Below are 22,102 nucleotides of genomic sequence, written 5' to 3'. Positions count from 1 at the left end.
AGCCGAAACCAGCGGGACCAGGGCGTTACCCGAAAGCCGGGCGCCACCGGCTGAGCTGCTCCTGGGTCTGTTTGACTGACGAGCCTGAAGGCCAACGATACCAATCAAAATGCTGCGTTCACAGCGCCGCGGCAGGGATCCGCCGTGCTGGTTGTCGGAAAAGGAGCCGCTAGTGGGAAAGAGGAGGGTAAATTTTCAGCGTTGCTGGCTCCCCGTCAGCCGGATTGGGTTGCATCGCAGGGGTGTCGAAAGAGTCAACTGCGGTCCAAAGCTGTTGGACTTGGGTGAAAAGGGCGTTTATTCTTCCTATACGTTGTCGGCAGCGGGCCAAAAAGGAATACGTCCATGCCCATCGAGGTGAAACCGGCTGTGAGCGCGGGTTCAAGCATATAGCCCGACAGGCGCGTATCCTTGCCGATCACGACACGATGGCGGTGGTCACCGCGACGAAAGACACGGCCAGCCGCCATGCCGACGCGCAAGGCGGTTTCCGCCGTCATCGCGCCTTCGTTGGCTTTGCCACGAATACCGTCTGTGCCGAAATATTTGCGCACCATAAGGTCGATTATCCTGTCGTCGGGTCGCCCTCAAAGGGGACATGCCTGCTGAACCGCGAATATAGAGAAATATCCCGAATGTGCAGTTAACGAATTCTTGCGGTTTCTTTCAGCGCCGCCAATACCGCCAGCCCGTCGCGCAAGGGGCGCGGCTCGTGTGTGCGGATGAAGTCAGCTCCACCTGCGGCGGCGGCAAGCTCTGCAGCGAGTGTCGCGGCCCCGACATCCCCCGGACCACGGCCTGTGAGCGCGCGCAGAAAGGATTTGCGCGAAACAGACAGAAGCACCGGCAAATCGAAGCGCAGCCGCAATTCATCGAACCGCGCCAGCACCGAGAGCGAGGTTTCGGGAGCAGCCCCCAGAAAAAACCCCATGCCGGGATCAAGGACAAGGCGGTTGCGTTTGATACCGGCACCCGTCAGCGCCGCGATGCGCGCGTCAAAGAACGCCGCAATGTGATCCATGATGTCGCCAGCGGGTGCCTCGCGCCGATCTGCCTGCCCGTCTTGCACCGAATGCATAACGACGAGTTTGGCAGATGATTTCGCCAATTGCGGATAGAACGCAGCGTCTGGAAAACCGCGAATATCATTGAGATAGGCCACACCACGCGACAAGGCATAGGCTTGCGTCGCGGGTTGATAACTGTCGAGCGAGACGGGAATGCCATCTGCCTTGAGCGCGTCCAGCACCGGCGCGATACGCGCGATTTCTGTGTCGGACGAAACAGGCGCGGCGTCGGGATTGCTGGATGCCGGACCGAGGTCGATCACATCTGCCCCCTCGGCCATCAGCTTACGCGCCTGCGCAATGGCTGCGTCTGGCGCCAGATACCGGCCTCCATCGGAGAAACTGTCCGAGGTTATGTTGACGATGCCGAAAATGATGAGCGATTTATTCATGGGGGCTTCTATAATAATAATAATCGAGCATGAGTCTCATACGGATGCTCGGGTCGAAAGGGAATCCCCAGGCGAGTAACCTGTTTGCGGTGATCCATTAGCTGCAGGAGCAGAATAGCATACATCTGGAAGCAAAGCCAGGAAAGCGGCCTATGGAGCTGTGCGGCAGCGCTCAGTAGGCAATTTTTCAAAATATTGTTAAGCCTTTTCTGAGCATGGTATTTTTCATGGTATTACCAATTAGCAGGAAAATAAGCCATTGAATATAAAAGATAAAAATGTCTTGTTTACAATAGAGTGGGATTATTGCCGTAAGCCGTGGCGGTTTAGTTCCAGCGGCCATTTTGGCACGCGAACTGAATTTGCGATTAGTGGATGTGGTGAGCTTAAGTTCATACGAGCATCAAACCCACCAACAACAGCTGGTGATGCATAAAGACGTGAGCGCCACAGCGGATGGTGAAGGGTTTTTGGTGATCGATGATTTAGTCGATACGGGGAATACGCTTAAATTTTTGCGCCAACGGTTGCCTAAAGCAAAGTTTATGACGGTGTATGCGAAGCCCCAGGGAATGCCGTTAGTGGATGACTTTGTGGTGGAGTTGGCGCAGCAAACCTGGATTCATTTCCCCTGGGACCTTCAGTTGAGCTACGCCGAGCCAATGGCCGAGGAATCCTAACAATCCCAGCAATAAAAAAACCCGAACTTTAAGGGTTCGGGTTTTGCATAATGATGGCCTTATCAGCGCAATTGCTGCTGAATAAAGTTGACCACTTCATCGATTTTAATGGTATCACGCTCGCCACTACGACGGCTCTTATATTCCACCAATTGTTCATCAAGATTCCGTTCACCGATGATGATTTGGTGAGGTAAACCGATTAATTCCATATCTGCAAACATCACCCCAGGACGCTCTTTGCGATCGTCGAACAACACCTCGATGCCGGCTTGCGTGAGAGCTGCGTATAATTGCTCTGCCACAGCTTGCACACGGGTCGATTTATGCATGTTCATTGGAATAATAGCGACTTGGAAAGGCGCTAATGCCGGTGGCCAAATAATCCCTTGCTGGTCATGATTTTGTTCAATGGCGGCTGCCACAATTCGAGAAATACCGATGCCGTAACAGCCCATCATTAAGGTATCGTGATGACCTGACTCAGTGAGCACGCCCACTTTCATCGCTTCTGAATACTTCTTCCCTAGCTGGAAAATATGGCCGACTTCGATACCACGTTTAATTTGCAGAGTTCCTTGGCCGCACGGGCTGGGATCCCCATTGACCACATTCCGTAAATCAGCGACTTCAGGTAAGGTGACATCACGGTCCCAATTGATATTAAAGTAATGGTAGCCATCTTCATTCGCACCTGCTGCGAAATCTGCAAGAACCGCCACACTACGATCCACAATTAGTGGCATTGATAAGTGAACGGGACCCAGTGAGCCGGGGCCAGCGCCAATGGCTGCCCGAATTTCTTCTTCGCTGGCAAATTCTAATGGATTGCTAACCAGCGGGTGTTTCGCTGCCTTAATTTCGTTGAGTTCATGATCACCACGCACCATCAAAGCCACCAGCTGCCCTGGTTCACGGCCATGAACAATCAATGTTTTAACGGTTCTTTCAATGGGTAACTCAAACTGCTCAACTAAGGCTGCAATGGTTTTCGCATTGGGGGTGGCGACTTTTTCAAGGGCCGCGTTGGGAGCAGGGCGGGCAATCGCAGGTGCGACTGCTTCTGCCATTTCAACGTTTGCGGCGTAGTTGGATTGATCCGAAAACGCGATATCATCTTCGCCAGAGCTGGCCAATACGTGGAACTCATGGGAATAACTGCCGCCAATGGAGCCGGTATCAGCAATCACTGGGCGGTAATCTAAACCGAGCCGTTCAAAAATACGACAATATGCGGCATGCATGGCATCGTAAGTTTGCTGCAAACAGCCTGCGTCCAAGTGGAACGAATAGGCGTCTTTCATAATAAATTCGCGAGAACGCATCACGCCAAAACGCGGGCGGATTTCATCACGGAATTTGGTCTGAATTTGGTATAAATTCAGCGGCAATTGTTTATAGCTGCTGATTTCTTTACGCGCTAATTCACTGATGACTTCTTCATGGGTCGGACCTAACACAAAATCGCGTTGGTGACGGTCTTTTAAGCGTAACAGCTCAGGCCCATAATCTTGCCAGCGGCCAGACTCTTCCCATAGATCCGCAGGTTGCACCATCGGCATTAACACTTCCAATGCGCCAACACGGTTCATTTCTTCGCGAACAACCTGTTCGACTTTGCGCAGAACGCGCAATCCAGTCGGTGTCCAGGTGTAAAGACCCGCTGCTACGCGGCGAATCATGCCCGCCCGTAACATTAATTGATGACTGATGACTTCGGCATCAGTCGGGGTTTCTTTCAATGTGCCTAATAAATACTGGCTGGTACGCATGTGTTTCCTCAACTTCCAGCAAAAATGTTCGTTTATGATGTTCGTTTGTGAATTGTACGCTAAATTCTATCAGTAGTGACCCGCTCTCAAAAGCCTTTGGTCAGATTTATTACTTGATTTTGCTGCCCCTCCACAGACCAGCGAATATTGATGTCGTACAAAGTCATTCCGTATTCACGTCCTGCAGCTTCTTGATGTTGATAAGCCGGGCGAGGATCTTGTGCTAATACTTGGCAGATTAGGGTTTCCAGGTGGGGATACTGCAGGCTTAATTCTTCCAACTGGTGTCGAGCCTGGTGGGTAAATACCGTACTGAATGACGCAGGGGGAGCCGTTGGTGCCCATTGACTGGTTGCCGCTGGAATACAGTCTGCGAATGGCACATAAGGTTTGATATCAATAATGGGGGTTTGATTCACCCAATCTCCCCCTTTAACGACGAGCACCGTTTGTTGGGGGTGGTAAATAACTTTCTGCAGTTCCACCACTGACAGCCCAAGGTGGTTAGGTCGAAAGGTGGAACGTGTGGCAAATACCCCGCGTTTTTCATTACCGCCTAGACGAGGTGGTCGGACCAGTGGCTTCCAGCCTTGGTCTCGGGTTTGATGAAACTGAAAAATCACCCAAAGATGGGAAAATTCAGAGATCCCTCTGACGCAGTCTGGTGCTGCATACTTGCCCGTCAGAACCAATCTTGCTTCTGCTGCGGGGACCAAGCCCGGTTGTCGTGGCACTGCAAACTTCCCGGTAAAGGGCGATTCAATATAGCCAATAGGTTCAATGGTGGATGTGTCTGGCATGAGTGTCGCTTCAGTCTCGGTTTGAACAAAATGACGAATCTTGGTGTATTTCAACACATTTTCGCTAGTTTGACGAAAACAATCCGCACTGACTCTTTTTTGTTTTATTTAAGTGTCTGATTTATTGGTAAATATCATGATTGGCACAATCTTTGCTTTGATTCTTAGTGACAGAGTTAATTGACGAATAAAGACAAGATTGACTAACTAGGAGAATCATATGAACCGTCAACGCACTGTGTGGGGAACTGCTTGCGGAATGATTGCAGGTGTCACCATGGCAACGTGGTCGTTATCGGCTGACGCGACCGAGGAAAAGCACTTGCAAGCTGATTATACGGCTTCAACAGCGACTGAACTCATTTTGGATGTGAAAGTTGGGACCATTTATTTTGAACGCACACAAGGTGATGTTATTTCCGTGACTGCGCGGGCTTATCAAGATGACTCATCATTTTTTAAGAAAAAAGGACGAGTGAGTGATGCTGAACTTGTGGCTCATCAAAATGGCAACGAATTAAAGCTTAAGATTAAGAATGACGACGATATTAAAGTGGATTGGTATATTAAAGTCCCTCAAATTCAATCCTTGGATACCGATTTAGGAGTGGGCAGTATCGACGGTGAATTATGGACGAGTTCTATGGTCATTGATGTTGGAGTCGGTGCTGTGAATCTCGAGTTATTTGGTGATTATGGCACCATTAAGACTGATGTCGGTGTGGGGGATAGTAAGATTAAAGGAACCGGACAAATTGAAAATAATCGTTTCTTAATGACGGCAAAAAGTCGTGCTTCATCAACGGGTGCCGCACTCATTAGTATTAGTACGGGAGTGGGTGATATTAATTTAACAATTGATTAGTTGATGATAAAGATTTTGTGTAAAAAAGTGGACGATGCCGATACGCAACTGGAAACCGACCATGGCGCAGTTCGAGATTATGTACCAGGGTCGGATTTAACAGTGCAACTAGCCATTTACACAAAATCTTTTACAGTCTCGCGAAATAGCCTACACCAAGACTTCATTATTTAATCAGGAAATCTTCCAACGATTTACCTGATTCAATCGCCGCTTTCAGAGCATTTGGCATGCGCCCTTGTCCTGTCCAGGTGATCCGCTCTCCATGAGCATCAATGATCGCATACTTTGGCGGCTTAGGAGCACGTTTTCTGGTTGTGCTTGCAACCGCTGGAGTGACGTCCTCGCCGACAAGCTCAGTAAGACCAACCCCGAGTTCGTCCATTAAACGCTTCACTTCTTCAACTTTACGAAGCTTTTCTTCTTCCATTTTTAGCATTTCCGCTTCTTCCTCGCGGCGGTCATCAATGATCCTTTCAAGCTTTTCCTTCACTGCTTCAAGCTCTGCAATCGTTAATCCTTTTACGGCAGCTTTTAGACGACGCTCATGTAACAAGATTTTTAAAGTATCACTCATATATGACCTAATTAAGTTGGATATTTTGATGAAATAACTTTCAATTGAAATAAGAATGGCTGTTTTAGACAGCCATTCTTATTATATTACTCTTGTTTTAAATCAATTCAATTAATTTACATATTCGGGTAATTCGGCCCACCGGTGCCTTCCGGAGTAACCCAGGTAATATTCTGTGACGGATCTTTGATATCACAAGTTTTACAGTGGATACAGTTTTGCGCATTAACTTTAAATACGGACTCACCGTTTTCTTCAACAATTTCGTAAACGCCCGCAGGACAATAGCGTTGGGCCGGTTCTGCGTATTGGGGCAAGTTCACGGTTAATGGAATGGCAGCATCCGTTAATTTTAAATGGCAAGGCTGTTCTTCTTCATGGTTTGTATTCGATAAAAACACCGATGACAAACGATCAAACGTGAGTTTATTATCAGGCTTCGGATACTCAATAGGCTGACATTCACTCGCTTTACGTAGCATTTGATAGTCCGGTGTTTCATCTTTAATGGTGAATGGCAGTTTGCCCCCAAACCAGTTTTGATCCAGGGTGTTATAAGCGCCACCGAGCATGGTTCCGAATTTATGAATAGCTGGACCAAAATTACGAGAGCGATATAACTCATCGTACAGCCATGACTGTTCGAAACGTTGGGCAAAATCATCCAAACTCGCTGGTGCTGTTTCTTGTTGCAGGGCCGAAAAAATGCTTTCAGCAGCTAACATGCCGGACTTCATTGCCGTATGGTTCCCTTTGATTTTGGCAAAGTTCAAGGTGCCGGCATTACAACCGACTAACACGCCACCGGGAAACGTCATTTTAGGCAGTGAGTAAAAACCGCCTTTGGTGATTGCTCGGGCGCCATAAGTGACGCGCTTGCCATTTGTTAATACCTTGGCAATTTCAGGGTGGGTTTTAAACTTTTGGAATTCGCCAAAGGGATTTAAATAAGGATTGCGATAATTCAAGTCAACAATTAACCCAACATACACTTGACCATCTTCGGCATGATATAAATAGCCGCCACCGGTGCCATCGCCATCTAAAGGCCACCCTGTGGTGTGTACGACTAATCCCGGTTGATGCTGCTCCGCTGGAATATCCCAAATCTCTTTAAAGCCAATGGCATAGTGTTGAGGAGATTTGTCTGCTGACAAATTAAAGTGTTGCTGTAACCGTTTGCCGAGATGACCGCGACAACCTTCTGCAAACACAGTGTAGGTTGCTCGCAGTTCCATTCCCGGTTCGAAACTTGGCTTCGGCTCGCCATGCCGATCCAGCCCCATATCACCGGTGATGATTCCCTTGACTTGCTCATCTTCAATAATGATATCCGCCGCAGGGAACCCAGGGAAGATTTCAACCCCTAGTTGCTCTGCTTGCTCAGCGAGCCAGCGGCAGAGGTTACCCATACTGGTAATATAGTTCCCTTGGTTATGGAACGTTTTAGGCACCATAAAGCCCGGCAAACGAGAGGCGTCGTTCGCATTACGGAATAGCATGATATCGTCTTTCACCACCGGCGTGGTGAGCGGGGCACCCCGCTCTTGCCAATCGGGAATTAATTCGTTTAATGCACGGGGTTCAAACACGGCCCCTGATAAAATATGGGCGCCTACTTCGGATCCTTTCTCGACCACACAAATGGTGCATTCTTGCTGTTGTTCTTGAGCTTGTTGGGCAAGACGAATGGCACAACTTAATCCGGCAGGACCTGCACCGACAATAACGACATCAAATTCCATACTTTCGCGCTGCATAATTTACTCCTGAATATTTGTGACCGGTGCCACTGACTGATCATCCAATAACGCATGGATTTCTTTTGCTGGCATTGGCCGAGCCAAGTAATAGCCTTGGGCATAAATACAATCACGCTGTAGTAGAAAATCAACTTGCTGCTGTGTTTCAACCCCAACGGCACTGACGTGTAACGTCCGTTCATCCCCTAATTTTATCAATGTTTCCGCAATGAGTGCTTGGACTTTATTATGCGGAATATCTTTCATTAGGGTGCGACTAATTTTAATTGAATGCGGCGTACACTCTTGAATTGCCTGCATGGTGGTATAGTTAAGCCCTGACGCAGTCACGCCAATTTTTACCCCAATTGCTTTGAGTTTACGCAATATATCATTAGCTGGCGAGGTATGACGGCAATATAAATCTTCGTCAATTTCAATAAATAAATATTCTGGGGGAATATTGTGCCGCTGCAAATTGGTTTGGAGCAGCTCGACTAACCCCGGAATGGCCAGCTGTTTACCCGACAAATTAAAGTGAATCGTGAATTGTTGGTGATGACGCTGACGCCATTCTCGGTAGTCATCAAATACGTGCCGAATTAAACGCTCAGTGAGCGGAATGATCAGCCCCGTATGTTCAATGAGCAGCAAAAAGTCTTGCGGGAGGGCAAAGTCACCGTCATGTTGACGCCAACGCATGAGCGCCTCAAACCCACTCACGGTTTTATGCCGTAAGGCAAAAATGGGTTGATAATGGACTTCAACGTGTTTGCGCTCAACGGCTCGATGCAATTGCTCAAGGATATATTGACGTTTAGAAAGTTCGGACTGGAGCGACCGCTGATAAAAGCTGAGCCCGCGATAATCCCCTTGTTTGGCTTCTAATAAGGCTGAATCGGCATGGCGCAGTAGGGTGTCCGCATCGTAATCTGCGTCACTTGCAAAGGCGACACCCAGGGATAATGATGCATGCACTTCGTAGTTATCAATGTAGAATTCAGGAGCCGTTCCCGCAAAGATTTTCTCGGTTAAGGTTAAGGCGAATTCAACGCCATTCAGGCATTCCTTGACTACCAAAAATTCATCGCCGCCAATGCGAGCAATAAAGTCAAACTCAATATCGGATTGTTGAATCCGATGCGCCATACGACGCAGGAGTTCGTCGCCAATTTTATGCCCAAGTGCATGGTTAATATATTTGAAGCGATCTATATTGATTTGAATCGCGACCAAATCAATCTGTTGCGCTTTTAATTCGGGCAGGCGCTCCGCTAAAAACCGTAACAGCGCATTGCGGTTGGGGACTTCCGTTAACGCATCATGCTCAGAGAGATACGCCAGTTGTTGTTCAACTTCATCTCGTTGATATAACTGTTGTGCTAACTCGTATTGTTCCCGTTGGAGCTGTTCGAGTTGGCGTTCTTGATACTTGTAGCGTAATACCAACCCAATAAAACAAAGGGTGAGCAGGATCCCGATAATGGGCACTACGGCGACATTAATCACATGCATCTGAGCAAACTTCAACGGTGTTGGCCACATGACAAACTGCCAGTAGCGGTCGGCGACCCGTATTTGAAATTCACGATGCCACTTTTCTTTGAGTTGTTCTTCTTGTCCAGCAAAGCGATAGACCAGGGTATCCCCTTCGGTCACTTGAATCTGATAACCTTCAATAATGTGATGGCGAATGGTGCTATCGAGCAGTAATTCCATATCCATCACTAACGCAAAATAATAACGTTGCTGTTGGTGCTCAATTGCTAGAAATAACGCCATATCGTGGGGATCAGGCGATAAGTTGAAAGCCTGAGTAAGGAGTGTGCTGACCAGCAGTTCTTCTAATCGCGCCAGTTCAAAAGGCGGTGCATCAAACCGTTCGATGGCCAATAGCGTGTCGGTACTTAAGTTATACTGTTCGATGAGTTTAAACTCATGATCAAACATCACGATTCGATGGATCGCAGGGTAATAGGGCGCAATGGCTTGGCGCAATTGCGCTAACTGGGTTGCCGGCGATGACGTCGAGGTTTTGAGTAATTCACCTGCCAATTCCCCGGCATAGAGTAAGCGGATGATATTACTGCGCAGATTTGCTTCTAAGCTTTGCGCATCGGCTTGAATCCGCTCAGAAATACGCCGGTGGTCATGCTGTTCAAGAAGGTACGTTGCGGTTATCGTTAACACCAGACCAATAACCGCAGTGATGGCTGCCGCTCGCCAATTCTTCATCGCAATCTACTCTAAACTTGCAGTTCGGGACGATTGCGAAATTGCTCAAGCGCTTCGGGGTTAGCGAGCGCATCGGTGTTTTTCACTGTTTCCCCATGCACCACTTGACGCACCGCGAGTTCCACAATTTTGCCACTAATAGTGCGTGGAATATCGGTGACTTGCGCAATGACTGCGGGCACATGGCGAGGGGTGGTATGCGTTCGAATCACCTGGCGGATATGTTGGCGCAAGGCATCATCTAAGACACGTCCTTCACGTAAGCGAACAAAGAGCACCACACGCTCGTCATTCTGCCAACGTTGACCAATGGCGATACTTTCTAACACGCTTTCTATTTTCTCGACTTGTCGATAGATTTCTGCGGTGCCGATGCGCACGCCACCTGGATTAAGGACAGCGTCGGAGCGACCATAGATAATAATGCCATCATGGGGAGTGATTTCTGCATAGTCACCGTGGGCCCAAGTGTTCGGGAAACGGTCGAAATAAGCACTCCGATACTTACTGCCATCGGCGTCATTCCAAAAGCCAATGGGCATACAGGGGAAACTGTTGCGACAAACCAACTCACCTTTGTCGTGCATCAGGATGTCACCGTTATCGTCAAATACTTGCACATCTAACCCTAATCCTCTGCTTTGCAGCTCACCGCGGTGCACGGGCAGAATCGGGTTTCCTAAGGCAAAACACGAAACAATATCGGTGCCACCGGAAATGGAGGACAAGCACACATCAGTTTTGATGTCCCGATAAACAAAATCAAAGCTTTCAGGCGGTAACACGGACCCAGTGGTCAGGATGGTGCGCAGTGCTGGGAGTTCATGTTCGTGTTTGGGGCGATAATTTTCTTTTTCGAGTGCCGACAGGTATTTGGCGCTGGTTCCAAACACGGTAATTTGCTCTTCTTCTGCCACCAACCATAAGGCTTCCGGCGATGGATAAAAGGGCGACCCGTCAAAGAGCACTAAGGTGGCGCCTTGAGCAAGCCCAGAAATGAGCCAGTTCCACATCATCCAACCACAGGTGGTGAAATAGAAGAATACATCCTCACGAGTAATGTTGGTGTGGAGACCATGCTCTTTTACATGTTGTAGTAAGGTTCCCCCCGCACCATGCACGATACACTTTGGAACCCCTGTGGTACCCGAACTAAACATAATGTATAGCGGTGCATTAAATGGCATGGGGGTAAATTCAAGGGTGGTCACTGAACGGTCAAGGAAGTCATCCCAAGCGCAGGACTGGGCGTCGAACTCGTAGTTAAAACCAATAAAATCGACAATGATGGTTTGTTCCACTGTTGGCAGTTGGGCCCGAATCGCCAAAACCTTTTCGGTGATATCGAGCTGTTTGCCATTGTAGAAATAGCCATCAATCGTGATAAAGAGTTTCGGTTCAATTTGACCAAACCGATCGATCACGCCTTGCACCCCAAAATCAGGGGAGCAGCTGGACCAAATTGCCCCTAGGCTGGCGGTCGCTAACATGGCAATCACGGCCTCAGCACAGTTTGGCACCATGGCAGCAACCCGATCGCCGGGACCAATTCCTTGGCGCTTCATCGCCGCGGCCATCGCCGCCACTTCGGTGCGTAGCTCCGCGTAGGTAAACTGATCACGAGCGCCATTTTCGCCGCGGAAAATAAGCGCCACATGATCGTCCTGATAGCGCAAGAGGTTCTCGGCAAAGTTTAGCTGTGCATCAGGAAACCAGCTGGCTCCTGGGAGTTGTTCGGGATTGCTCACAACCCGCGCGCCAGGGTCACCAATAATGTCAAAATAGTCCCAAATACTTTGCCAAAATTCTTCACTGTGAGTGACAGACCACTCGTGCAGCTGTGCGTAAGTTGCAAGGTTTGTATTGAACTGACGGTTGATGGTTTGCATGAAATCAGTCATGCGTGCTGCAGCTATTTGATCTGGAGTTGGTTGCCACATAATAGCGGTAGTCATGGTGTCCGATCCTGTTTGGCAAGCTCTGCTATTGCAACATTAGAACGCGGCCTCTGACCAAGGTGCGTACAAATCGCAGCGCCTGCTTGAACGAGTTGATTAAGTTGAATGCCGGTCTGGATACCCATCCCGTGAAGCATGTATACCACATCTTCGGTGGCGACGTTACCACTTGCGCCTTTGGCATAAGGGCATCCCCCTAAACCGGCGACGGCGCTATCGATGGTGGCAACGCCAAGTGGTAAGCAGCTGGCAATATTTGCCAGTGCTTGACCATAGGTATTATGGAAGTGTAAGGCGAGATTCTCCATAGGAACACGTTCAGCCACAGCACCCAGCATGCGTTGTGCCTGCAAGGGAGTGCCCACACCAATGGTGTCACCTAAAGAAATCTCATAGCAGCCCATGCGCCAAAGTTGTTCAGCAACACGGACCACGTCAGCAATGGGGACGTCCCCTTGATAGGGGCAACCGAGCACACAGCTGACATAGCCGCGCACCCGAATGTGATTCGCTTGCGCGGCTTCAATGACCGGCATAAAACGCTCAAAGCTTGCTTCAATACTGCAATTAATATTGGCTTGGCTAAACGCCTCCGAGGCTGCAGCAAAAACTGCGACTTCATCGGCTTGTACTGCCATCGCTGCTTGAAAGCCTTGTAAATTAGGGGTCAAGGCTGCGTAAGTGACGCCAGGAGTTCGTTCAATGCCACTGAATACTGCGGCACTATCAGCCATTTGCGGCACCCATTTGGGGCTGACGAAGGCTCCTGTTTCGATCACTTGCAGCCCCGCTTGAGCCAGAGCATGGACCAACTCGATTTTGGCAGCAAGGGGAACGGCTTGCTCATTTTGCAACCCGTCGCGCGGTCCAACTTCAACGATCTTGACCTGATGCGGCAATGCCATAGCAGTCGGTTATTCCTCTGTTAAACGAATCAGTTCAGCGCCATCGCTGACCAAGTCACCGGCTTGATAATAAACTTGATCAACCAGGCCAGCTTGCGGCGCGCGAATGGTATATTCCATCTTCATCGCTTCCATAATAACTAAAGGTTGCTCCGCGGTCACCTGGTCTCCCGGTTTTACTAATACTTGCACGATGGTGCCGTTCATGGGCGCGGTTAAGCCGCCAGCTGATGTCGTGGTCCCTTGGTCTAATGCCACTTGATAACGGAGGAAGCGCACTTGTGCGTGCTCCGTCATCACGCCAATTTCAGCGCTGGTCGCTAAAATATGCGCTTGGCGGCGATGGCCATGTTTGCTGAAGTACCAGTGCCCTTGGTGGGATTCAACCTGCCAATGGGTCTTACTGGGCGCATGATACCAAGTTTGCTCAGTGGCGGTGAGCTCGATAGCCAGGAGTTGATCTTGATAATGATACTGCTGGACGATTTGGCGTGGCTCATTGAGACGAAATGCACGTTCTGTTTGCCATGGGCTGTTACTTGTAACAACCTCATGATGTTCCGCCAAGGTGGCCATAATGGCGTAATCAGTGATCACTTCCGGTGTTAAAATCGGGAATAAGTCAGCATGATAACGCTCGATAAAATGAGTGGTTAACTCGGCCTGCATGAACTTTTTATGTCCAGCAATTCGGCGTAGAAAATCGATGTTGGTACGCACGCCAGCAATGCGATAATCATTCAAAGCTCGAATTAATCGGCTCAGTGCCACGGTCCGATTCTCTCCCCACACAATGAGCTTTGCGATCATGGGGTCATAATAGGAACTGACTTCGTCGCCCTCGATGACGCCGCTATCAATGCGAATGTGTGCCGAGGTAGCGGGGGGCTGTAACAGCGAAAGGGTTCCGGTACTTGGCAGAAAATCGTGGTCTGGGTCTTCCGCATAAATGCGTGCTTCAAAGGCATGCCCATGGACCATGATTTGGTCTTGGGCTAACGGCAAAGGCTCACCGCTAGCGATCATTAATTGCCACGCGACTAAGTCTTGTCCGGTAACCATTTCGGTCACCGGGTGTTCCACTTGGAGCCGCGTGTTCATTTCCATAAAATAGAATTGATTATTAGTATCGAGCAGAAACTCGACGGTTCCTGCCCCAACATAATCAATGGCCTGAGCGGCGCGAACCGCAGCTTCACCCATCGCAACCCGGGTAGAGCTCGCTAGAGTTGGAGCCGGCGCTTCCTCAATGACTTTTTGATGGCGGCGTTGGACCGAACAGTCACGTTCAGCAAGGTAAACAGCGTTACCGTGTTCGTCACAGAACACTTGAATTTCAACGTGGCGCGGGTTTTTTAGATATTTCTCCAGCAACATTTTGTCATTGCCAAACGCAGCCTGTGCTTCCCGCTTAGCAGACTCCAATGCGGCATCAAATTCTGCCGCAGACGCAATGATCCGCATGCCTTTGCCGCCCCCACCATAGGCCGCTTTTAACATCACCGGATACCCAATTTCTTCGGCTGCTTGGCGTAAGCGAGCCGGGCTTTGGTCGGCACCATGGTAGCCTGGTACGAGCGGGACACCGGCTTCTTCCATAATGGCTTTGGCGGCACTTTTTGAGCCCATTGCCGCGATGGCACTGGTGGGTGGCCCTACAAAAATGATTTGATGACGTGCGCAGGCATCGGCAAAGTCCTCATTTTCGGAGAGGAAGCCATAGCCGGGGTGAATGGCATCGGCGCCGGTTTGTTGGGCGGCAGCAATGATCTTATCGATCACTAAATAGCTTTCAGCGCTCGGTGCCGGCCCGATATAAATACTTTCATCAGCCAGTTGAACATGCTGCGCATGACGGTCGGCATCGGAATACACCGCTACCGTGCGAATACCGAGTTCACGAGCAGTACGAATAATGCGGCAAGCAATTTCACCGCGGTTAGCAATTAGCAGTTTGCGCAACATTGCCGTTCCTTAAGTTGACGATTTTAGGGTCCATTGAGGTGGACGCTTTTCTAAAAATGCAGTTAAACCTTCTTGACCTTCGCTCGATACCCGAATGGCAGCAATCTGCTCGATCGTGAATTGTCGGGTTGCTGCCACTAATGGCTGCTGGTCCACCTGCAAGGCGAGAGCTTTCGCTGCCGCCATTGCTGCTGGACTATTCCCTAACAGCTGTTGCAGCAGAGGAGTTAAGGTTTCGGTGAATGAATCGACGACCTGATGGATCAACCCTACCTGCTGGGCTGTATGTGCATCAAAACGTTCCGCTGTGAGCATGTAGCGACGCGCTTGGCGGGTGCCCATCGCTCGCATCACGTAGGGACTGATCACGGCCGGAATTAAACCGATTTTAACTTCGCTCAAACAAAAACTACTGTTGCTGGTGGCGAACGCGAGATCACAACAAGCAATCAGCCCAACAGCGCCGCCGAATGCGGCTCCTTGCACCAGCGCAATGGTTGGGATAGGAAGCTCGTCCAACTCCTGCATGAGCCGTGACAGCTGGGTCGCGTCCGCGATATTTTCAGCATAGTCTTTGGCCGCCATGGAACGCATCCAGGCAAGGTCGGCTCCGGCAGAGAAGCTTTTGCCATTGGCTTGCAACACCAAGGCACGAATGGCAGCGTTGCCACGTACTTCCGCCAGCGCGGCCAAAATCTCACTGATCATCACGTCATCAAATGCATTATGAACCTCAGGCCGATTAAGCGTGAGATAAGCAATGGAATCGGTCATGGTGTATTGAATGCTTGTAAAGTTCATAAGGAGTCCTTACATCCGAAATACGCCAAATTGAGTGTCAGCGATGGGCGCATTCGCAGCCGCAGCTAAACTTAGTCCGAGCACAGTTCTGGTTTGCGCAGGATCGATGATGCCGTCATCCCACAAGCGAGCCGATGCATAGTACGGATGCCCTTGCTTTTCATAGGTATCAATAATGGGCTGCTTGAGTTGCTGTTCTTCTTCCGCTGACATGGTTTGCCCCTGACGTGCCAAGTTATCTTTGGTCACTTGAGCCATGACGCCAGCGGCCTGTTCGCCCCCCATGACGGAAATACGAGCATTGGGCCACATAAACATCAACGTGGGGTCATAGGCGCGCCCACACATACCGTAGTTACCCGCGCCGTAACTGCCCCCGATTAATACGGTGAATTTGGGCACTTGGGCACAACTGACGGCGGTGACCATTTTGGCGCCATGCTTGGCAATGCCTTCGGCTTCATACTTTTTCCCCACCATAAAGCCGGTGATATTTTGTAGAAACACTAAGGGAATTTTACGCTGGGCACACAACTCAATAAAATGCGCCCCTTTTTGGGCGGATTCAGAGAATAAAATACCATTGTTGGCAACGATCCCGACTGGGTAGCCATGAATGCGGGCAAATCCAGTGACGAGGGTGGCGCCATAATTCTGTTTAAACTCATCGAAGTCGGAATCATCGACAATGCGTGCAATGACTTCTCGAACATCGAAGGGCTTGCGTAAGTCAGTGCCCACAATGCCATAAATTTCATGAGCATCGTAGCGGGGCGGTTGTACCGGGTGTTGCGGAATCGACTGCGCACTTTGATAATTCAGTCGAGCAATGGAGCGACGTGCCAGGGCAAGGGCATGTTCATCATTGTGAGCATAATGGTCGGCCACTCCTGAAATACGAGTATGCACATCCGCACCACCTAATTCCTCAGCAGTCACTTCTTCACCGGTGGCAGCTTTCACGAGCGGGGGACCGGCTAAAAATATCGTGCCCTGTTCTTTCACGATGATGCTCTCATCAGCCATGGCAGGAACATAAGCACCACCTGCCGTACACAGCCCCATCACCACGGCAATTTGTGGAATGCCTTTGGACGACATAATCGCTTGGTTAAAGAAAATACGGCCAAAGTGATCGCGATCAGGGAAGACTTCATCTTGCCGCGGTAAGTTGGCGCCCCCAGAATCGACTAAATAAATGCAGGGCAATTGACAACGTTCGGCAATTTCTTGGGCGCGTAAATGCTTTTTCACGGTGAGCGGGTAGTAGGTTCCGCCCTTGACGGTCGCATCGTTAGCAACAATCATGCATTGCACGCCTTCTACCTGCCCAATGCCTGCGATTAAGCCGGCTGCAGGCACCTCGTCGTCGTAACAGTCCCAGGCTGCAAATTGGCCGATCTCTAAAAATGGCGAGCCTGGGTCCAGTAATTTTTCAATGCGTTGCCGAACCAACAATTTGCCACGCGCAAGATGACGTTCTTGGTATTTTGCACCGCCACCTTGTTTAATTTGGGCAACTTTCGCGTAGAGATCGTCAACAATGCTCTGCATTGCTTGCTGGTTAGTAATAAACGTTTCATCTTTGGGGTTAATGGTGCTGGTCAAAACCGCCACGGTGTGACTCCTTTAGTCTAAGTTACGCCATACTAAGCTGATTCGTGAAAGAGTTCACGCCCAATGAGCATGCGTCTAATTTCCGAAGTGCCAGCGCCAATTTCATAGAGTTTCGCATCGCGTAAGAGGCGTCCAGTGGGGTATTCGTTAATGTAGCCATTGCCCCCCAGCAACTGAATGGCATCCAAGGCCAATTGGGTGGCTAGCTCAGCGGCAAATAGAATGGCACCTGCAGCGTCTTTGCGCGTGGTTTCGCCCCGATCACAGGACTGCGCCACTGCATAGACATAGGCCCGAGCTGCGTTGGCGCGGGTGTACATGTCCGCAACTTTCCCTTGTACCAGTTGGAATTCACCAATGGCTTGGCCAAATTGCTTACGGTCATGAATATAAGGCACCACCACGTCTAAACAGGCTTGCATAATACCGCAGGGGCCTGCTGACAACACCACTCGTTCATAATCGAGGCCACTCATCAACACGGCCACGCCTTGATCCACTTCACCGAGCACGTTCTCAACCGGAACGCGGCAATTTTCAAAGACTAATTCACAGGTATTGGAGCCGCGCATGCCCAATTTATCGAGTTTTTGTGCGGTACTGAAGCCAGGAAAATCACGTTCAATAATAAATGCGGTGATTCCACGGGAATGTTGATCGGGATTGGTTTTTGCGTAAACCACCAGCACATCGGCATCCGGACCATTGGTGATCCACATTTTGTTGCCGTTGAGCAGATAATGATCGCCATGACGTTCCGCTTTTAGCTTCATGCTAACCACGTCAGAACCAGCATTCGGCTCGCTCATGGCGAGCGCCCCTACGTGTTCGCCGGAACATAATTTGGGCAAGTATTTTTGTTTCTGAGCAAGAGTGCCGTTACGCGCAATTTGATTCACACATAAATTAGAGTGTGCGCCGTAACTTAGGCCAACGGAGGCGGAAGCACGGCTGATTTCTTCCATGGCAATCACATGCTCAAGATACCCTAAGCCGGACCCACCAAACTCTTCTGGGACGGTCATGCCGAGTAAACCCAGATCACCCATTTTACGCCATAAATCGGCAGGGAATTCGTTGCTTTCATCAATTTGGGCGGCACGTGGAGCAATTTCATCCCGCGCAAACGCATTGACCGTTTCCCGGATCATGTCGGCGGTTTCGCCAAGACCGAAATTGAGTTGAGTATAGTGACTGATCATAGAGACTCCTGATTTGGCAAGGACTGATTTGCCGCCTGGCTGGCTTCAATTTCAGCTAATTCGTCACGGCATCGCTCTTCGAGGTTATTGAGTTCAACGAGCAATACCTTAATGTCTTCCAGTTGTTGCTTGAGCGACAGTTTCTTATCGTCAATCAAGGCTAAAACGGTACGTAACTGGCGCTCGCTGCTGTTTTCCATGTCGTACAGGTCGAACAAGTTTTTCGTTTCGGCGAGCGAAAAGCCCAGTCGTTTGCCGCGTAAAATCAGCTTCAGTCGTACGCGGTCTTTATTGGTGTAAAGACGAGTTTGCCCTTGGCGCTGAGGCGCCAAGAGCCCTTGGTCTTCATAAAAGCGAATACTGCGCGTGGTAATGTCAAACTCACGGGCCAGTTCGCCGATGCTATAAGTTGTTGGTTGTGTCGTCATTTTCACTTGCTTGTCATGGCTGAGGGCGCTAAGCTTAAACCAAGTTTACGTTAACGTAAAGGTAACCGCGTTAAAACCCCCGCTGTGATGCATTAAACAGGGGTTAACGACGAGTAAGAACGAGAAGAAGAACGATAAGCAAAGAGGAATTATTATGTCAGATGCTGTGGTCATCGTTGCTGCAAAACGTACCCCAATGGGCGGGTTCCAAGGCGTGTTAGCCGATGTGAGCGCACCTCGTTTAGGTGCCGTCGCGATTCAAGCTGCGCTTGCTCAAAGTGGGCTTGCGGGTACGGATTTAAGTGAAGTCATTATGGGAAACGTGTTACCGGCAGGCTTGGGCCAAGCACCCGCACGTCAAGCAGCATTGTTCGCCGAACTCCCCCAGCAGGTTGGGGCAACCACCATTAATAAAGTATGCGGTTCCGGTCTCAAAGCAGTGATGTTAGCCACGGATATCTTACGCGCTGGGTCAGGCTATGCGGTGGTCGCTGGCGGAATGGAAAGCATGACCAATGCGCCGTATTTGTTGAAAAAAGCGCGGGCTGGTTTCCGCATGGGACATGATCAAATCTATGACCACATGATGCTCGATGGGTTAGAAGATGCCTATGAAGGCAAAGCCATGGGCACTTATGCCCAAACCACCGCCGATGCGTACGGGTTAACACGTGAAGCCATGGATGAGTTTGCTCTGGCATCATTGACTCGTGCCCAAACGGCTATTCGGGACGGGTTATTTCAGCAAGAGATTGTTCCTGTGACCTATGCAACCCGTAAAGGGGAGGTCACGGTCAGCGAAGATGAACAGCCGGGTAAAGCCATGCCGGAGAAAATTCCGAGCTTACGACCAGCTTTTGCCGCGAATGGCACCATTACCGCTGCGAACTCAAGTTCTATTTCTGATGGGGCGGCGGCGTTGATCTTAATGCGTGAAAGTGATGCGCAAGCCCAAGGAATTACCCCGCTGGCGCGCATTGTCGGACATGCCACCCATTCTCAAGCGCCTGCTGAGTTTACTGTGGCACCTATTGGGGCCATGCAAAAAGTACTGCAACAAGCACAGTGGCAAACCAGTGATGTGGACTTGTGGGAAATCAACGAAGCCTTTGCCATGGTCACCATGTTAGCGATGCAAGAAATGCAATTGCCCCATGAGCGCGTCAACGTGCATGGCGGGGCGTGTGCTTTGGGGCATCCAATTGGTGCAAGTGGTGCCCGACTCCTGGTGACCTTGATTCATGCGTTGCAACAGCGTCAGCTGAAGCGTGGCATTACCTCGTTGTGTATTGGTGGCGGAGAAGCCGTTGCTGTTGCCGTTGAGCTGGTTTAGCGCACCCGGCGCGAGGCCAACCAAACGGAGAACAGCAGAATACTACCACCAAGGGCCAAGCGGTCCCAAGCGACTGCTTGGCCCCAGAAGACATAGTTGATAATGAGCCCGGCGGGAATCAGCATGTTATTCATGGTGGCCAACTGGGCCACATTCACTTGTTTGGCACCCAGGTTCCAAGCGAGGTAACCAAGGCCCGAAGCGCCGAGCCCGAGCCAGAGTAAAATTCCCCATTGCAGTGAGTTGCTGGGGACGTGTTGGAAGTTGGCAAAACACAGGGTGGCGATTCCCGTAATTAGGGTGGCGCCTAAGAAAAATGACGCAAACAGATGCAATTGATTGCGTTGGTTGCCGAGTTCCATGTGTTTGTAGAACACTTGGCCGGCGGCAAAACATAGGTTGGCCGCTTGGATCAGAAAGAATCCTGTAAGAAAGGAATCACTTAAGGCGTCGTAGCGAATCACTGCGGCCCCGAATATAGCAATGATGGTCGCCAGCCACCATTGCCAAGGCAGACGCCGTCGCTGAAAAAGCCAGTCATCCAGCAGCGTAATATAAAACGGAGTGAAAATGGTAAAGAGTAAGACTTCCGGCACTGTCAAATAAAGGAATGCGTGGTAGAGAAATAAGTACATTACCCCAATTTGTAAGGCACCGATGGCACCCAGCAAGCCATGTTGTCGAATCGAAAGACGAGCGGGGCGCCAGCAGGGTAAGAATAGCAGCATGGCAAGTACCATACGGATAAACACGGCAATGTAGCCATCGACATAGCCACTGAGAAACTCACCGATAAGTGAGAAACTGGCGGCCCACAAGGCTGTAACGGCCCATAAAATCCACATGGTTAAACTCCTTTAGGAAGCTGCTGTACGGCTCGTAAGCTGGCGCTATCGCGGTAGTGTTGTGGGGACATTCCCATGGTTTTCTTAAATAAACGTGAAAAGTAATAGGGATCGTCAAAACCCAGTTGCTGGCCGATATGCCGAATTGAGTCCGTGGATGAATCCAGTAGCTGACAAGCGATTTTAACGCGAATTTGATTGAAATACCGCATCGGACTGGTGCCGGTGAGTTGTTTGAACTTTTTACTAAAATGAAACCGCGAGAGCCCAGCAAATTCTGCGAAGTCAGCTAGGCTTAAATCGCGATGATAATTATCGTACATGAAGCGCTCCAGTGCGGCGAGTTCAAACCCTTGTGGCTCTTTCACCGTGACTGTTAAACGCGGGAGCTCGGCAATAATTTGCTGTAGCAGACTGGCTGCTACCACCGCCGCAGTGAATTGATGGCGCTGGGTTTGTAAGTTCAGTAAATGCGTGACGACCGGAATTAACGTCCGCCATTGGGAGAGGGTTAACACCGGCTGGGTTTCGGTGAGGCCAAGAAAGCTCATGCAGGTACTGGCTGCTTGGCCTTGAAAGTGAGCCCAGTAGATGCTCCAAGGCTGTTGAAGATCGGCCGAGTAAGCATGCGCTTGTCCTGCGGGCAAAAGCAATAATTGCCCTGCTTCGAGCGAGCCTTGCGTGGTTGCGGTGCGAAACCATCCGCGGCCTCGATAGCAAAAAATGAGCAAGTAATCCGTATGGGATTGCCGTTCAACTTGGTGTCCTAAGGCATCAACATAGTGCCCATAAGCCCGCGGGTATAAGTGTTTCGTAAGAGGGTGTTGGGCCAGTTGTTGGGTGAGTTTTAAGGGTAAGACGACCCGTGAACTGCCACTAGGAAGTGGCCACGACGAAGGTTGGCTCATAATGGGCTCC

General features: G+C 50.0%; 17 protein-coding genes and 2 pseudogenes. 3 read left to right on the top strand and 16 right to left on the bottom strand.

The genetic code is table 11. The annotated features are described in order from the left end of the window. Positions 1-314: 314 nt before the first annotated feature. Both glmM and sul2 read right to left on the bottom strand, forming a co-directional pair. Positions 315-557: pseudogene (gene glmM / locus BLP64_RS01735) on the bottom strand (phosphoglucosamine mutase); the annotation flags it as partial. 86 nt (positions 558-643) lie between these two features. Then, a complete protein-coding gene (gene sul2 / locus BLP64_RS01730) occupies positions 644-1,459 on the bottom strand; it encodes a sulfonamide-resistant dihydropteroate synthase Sul2 (protein ID WP_001043260.1) in 816 nt (271 codons plus the stop codon). A gap of 299 nt (positions 1,460-1,758) precedes the next feature. Here sul2 and gpt point away from each other — a divergent pair. Continuing rightward, positions 1,759-2,139 (top strand): annotated as a pseudogene (gene gpt, locus BLP64_RS01720) (xanthine phosphoribosyltransferase); the annotation flags it as partial. Between the two features lie 62 nt (positions 2,140-2,201). Here the strand turns inward: gpt and BLP64_RS01715 are convergent. Then, positions 2,202-3,911 carry a proline--tRNA ligase gene (locus tag BLP64_RS01715; protein ID WP_092591096.1) on the bottom strand — a complete coding sequence of 570 codons (1,710 nt, stop codon included), beginning with the start codon at positions 3,909-3,911 and terminating at the stop codon, positions 2,202-2,204. Positions 3,912-3,997: 86 nt separating this feature from the next. Further along, the gene (tsaA, locus tag BLP64_RS01710) at positions 3,998-4,711 is read right to left on the bottom strand and encodes a tRNA (N6-threonylcarbamoyladenosine(37)-N6)-methyltransferase TrmO (protein ID WP_092591094.1); all 714 of its coding nucleotides are present in this window, start codon (positions 4,709-4,711) and stop codon (positions 3,998-4,000) included. Positions 4,712-4,931: 220 nt separating this feature from the next. Between tsaA and BLP64_RS01705 the strand changes: the two genes are divergently transcribed. Next, on the top strand, positions 4,932-5,576 hold the full coding sequence (locus tag BLP64_RS01705; RefSeq protein ID WP_092591092.1) for a hypothetical protein: 645 nt from the start codon (positions 4,932-4,934) through the stop codon (positions 5,574-5,576). A gap of 166 nt (positions 5,577-5,742) precedes the next feature. Here BLP64_RS01705 and BLP64_RS01700 read toward each other — a convergent pair whose 3' ends face one another. The 10 genes from BLP64_RS01700 to BLP64_RS01655 form a co-directional block, all read right to left on the bottom strand. Beyond that, on the bottom strand, positions 5,743-6,153 hold the full coding sequence (locus tag BLP64_RS01700) for an H-NS family histone-like protein (protein ID WP_092591090.1): 411 nt from the start codon (positions 6,151-6,153) through the stop codon (positions 5,743-5,745). A gap of 116 nt (positions 6,154-6,269) precedes the next feature. Then, complete coding sequence (locus BLP64_RS01695) at positions 6,270-7,913, bottom strand: electron transfer flavoprotein-ubiquinone oxidoreductase (protein ID WP_092591089.1); 1,644 nt, start codon at positions 7,911-7,913, stop codon at positions 6,270-6,272. Positions 7,914-7,916: 3 nt separating this feature from the next. Then, positions 7,917-10,130 carry a putative bifunctional diguanylate cyclase/phosphodiesterase gene (locus BLP64_RS01690; RefSeq protein ID WP_092591087.1) on the bottom strand — a complete coding sequence of 738 codons (2,214 nt, stop codon included), beginning with the start codon at positions 10,128-10,130 and terminating at the stop codon, positions 7,917-7,919. Positions 10,131-10,141: 11 nt separating this feature from the next. Further along, on the bottom strand, positions 10,142-12,085 hold the full coding sequence (locus BLP64_RS01685; protein ID WP_092591085.1) for an acetoacetate--CoA ligase: 1,944 nt from the start codon (positions 12,083-12,085) through the stop codon (positions 10,142-10,144). Continuing rightward, entirely contained in the window at positions 12,082-12,993 is a 912-nt protein-coding gene (locus BLP64_RS01680; protein ID WP_092591083.1) for a hydroxymethylglutaryl-CoA lyase, read from the bottom strand. The genes BLP64_RS01685 and BLP64_RS01680 overlap by 4 nt, the downstream gene beginning before the upstream one ends. Before the next feature lie 9 nt (positions 12,994-13,002). After that, complete coding sequence (accC, locus tag BLP64_RS01675; RefSeq protein ID WP_092591081.1) at positions 13,003-14,958, bottom strand: acetyl-CoA carboxylase biotin carboxylase subunit; 1,956 nt, start codon at positions 14,956-14,958, stop codon at positions 13,003-13,005. 9 nt (positions 14,959-14,967) lie between these two features. After that, positions 14,968-15,759 (bottom strand): enoyl-CoA hydratase-related protein, encoded by a 792-nt coding sequence (locus tag BLP64_RS01670; protein WP_092591079.1) that lies wholly within the window; start codon positions 15,757-15,759, stop codon positions 14,968-14,970. Positions 15,760-15,768: 9 nt separating this feature from the next. Then, positions 15,769-17,376 (bottom strand): carboxyl transferase domain-containing protein, encoded by a 1,608-nt coding sequence (locus BLP64_RS01665; protein WP_092591077.1) that lies wholly within the window; start codon positions 17,374-17,376, stop codon positions 15,769-15,771. A 32-nt stretch (positions 17,377-17,408) separates the two neighbouring features. Beyond that, a complete protein-coding gene (locus BLP64_RS01660; RefSeq protein WP_092591075.1) occupies positions 17,409-18,578 on the bottom strand; it encodes an isovaleryl-CoA dehydrogenase in 1,170 nt (389 codons plus the stop codon). Next, positions 18,575-19,006 (bottom strand): MerR family transcriptional regulator, encoded by a 432-nt coding sequence (locus tag BLP64_RS01655; protein ID WP_092591073.1) that lies wholly within the window; start codon positions 19,004-19,006, stop codon positions 18,575-18,577. The genes BLP64_RS01660 and BLP64_RS01655 overlap by 4 nt, the downstream gene beginning before the upstream one ends. 154 nt (positions 19,007-19,160) lie before the next feature. Between BLP64_RS01655 and BLP64_RS01650 the strand changes: the two genes are divergently transcribed. After that, positions 19,161-20,339: an acetyl-CoA C-acyltransferase gene (locus BLP64_RS01650; protein ID WP_176754878.1), complete on the top strand. Its 1,179-nt coding sequence runs from the start codon at positions 19,161-19,163 to the stop codon at positions 20,337-20,339. Here BLP64_RS01650 and BLP64_RS01645 read toward each other — a convergent pair. Both BLP64_RS01645 and BLP64_RS01640 read right to left on the bottom strand, forming a co-directional pair. Beyond that, entirely contained in the window at positions 20,336-21,184 is an 849-nt protein-coding gene (locus BLP64_RS01645; protein ID WP_092591069.1) for an EamA family transporter, read from the bottom strand. The genes BLP64_RS01650 and BLP64_RS01645 overlap by 4 nt on opposite strands. Before the next feature lie 2 nt (positions 21,185-21,186). Continuing rightward, positions 21,187-22,092, bottom strand: coding sequence for a helix-turn-helix transcriptional regulator (locus BLP64_RS01640; protein WP_092591067.1), 906 nt, complete (start codon positions 22,090-22,092; stop codon positions 21,187-21,189). Positions 22,093-22,102 lie beyond the last annotated feature (10 nt).

The sequence above is a fragment of the Pseudidiomarina indica genome, from assembly GCF_900104245.1.
GTDB lineage: Bacteria > Pseudomonadota > Gammaproteobacteria > Enterobacterales > Alteromonadaceae > Pseudidiomarina > Pseudidiomarina indica.
This window is presented reverse-complemented; position numbering and strand designations above follow the sequence as displayed.

Bases quoted from the DNA above. Each gene is read 5' to 3' on its own strand.
- sul2 (WP_001043260.1), bottom strand. From the start codon at position 1,459: ATGAATAAATCGCTCATCATTTTCGGCATCGTCAACATAACCTCGGAC.
- BLP64_RS01715 (WP_092591096.1), bottom strand. From the start codon at position 3,911: ATGCGTACCAGCCAGTATTTATTAGGCACATTGAAAGAAACCCCGACT.
- tsaA (WP_092591094.1), bottom strand. From the start codon at position 4,711: ATGCCAGACACATCCACCATTGAACCTATTGGCTATATTGAATCGCCC.
- BLP64_RS01705 (WP_092591092.1), top strand. From the start codon at position 4,932: ATGAACCGTCAACGCACTGTGTGGGGAACTGCTTGCGGAATGATTGCA.
- BLP64_RS01700 (WP_092591090.1), bottom strand. From the start codon at position 6,153: ATGAGTGATACTTTAAAAATCTTGTTACATGAGCGTCGTCTAAAAGCT.
- BLP64_RS01695 (WP_092591089.1), bottom strand. From the start codon at position 7,913: ATGCAGCGCGAAAGTATGGAATTTGATGTCGTTATTGTCGGTGCAGGT.
- BLP64_RS01690 (WP_092591087.1), bottom strand. From the start codon at position 10,130: ATGAAGAATTGGCGAGCGGCAGCCATCACTGCGGTTATTGGTCTGGTG.
- BLP64_RS01685 (WP_092591085.1), bottom strand. From the start codon at position 12,085: ATGACTACCGCTATTATGTGGCAACCAACTCCAGATCAAATAGCTGCA.
- BLP64_RS01680 (WP_092591083.1), bottom strand. From the start codon at position 12,993: ATGGCATTGCCGCATCAGGTCAAGATCGTTGAAGTTGGACCGCGCGAC.
- accC (WP_092591081.1), bottom strand. From the start codon at position 14,958: ATGTTGCGCAAACTGCTAATTGCTAACCGCGGTGAAATTGCTTGCCGC.
- BLP64_RS01670 (WP_092591079.1), bottom strand. From the start codon at position 15,759: ATGAACTTTACAAGCATTCAATACACCATGACCGATTCCATTGCTTAT.
- BLP64_RS01660 (WP_092591075.1), bottom strand. From the start codon at position 18,578: ATGATCAGTCACTATACTCAACTCAATTTCGGTCTTGGCGAAACCGCC.
- BLP64_RS01655 (WP_092591073.1), bottom strand. From the start codon at position 19,006: ATGACGACACAACCAACAACTTATAGCATCGGCGAACTGGCCCGTGAG.
- BLP64_RS01650 (WP_176754878.1), top strand. From the start codon at position 19,161: ATGTCAGATGCTGTGGTCATCGTTGCTGCAAAACGTACCCCAATGGGC.
- BLP64_RS01645 (WP_092591069.1), bottom strand. From the start codon at position 21,184: ATGTGGATTTTATGGGCCGTTACAGCCTTGTGGGCCGCCAGTTTCTCA.
- BLP64_RS01640 (WP_092591067.1), bottom strand. From the start codon at position 22,092: ATGAGCCAACCTTCGTCGTGGCCACTTCCTAGTGGCAGTTCACGGGTC.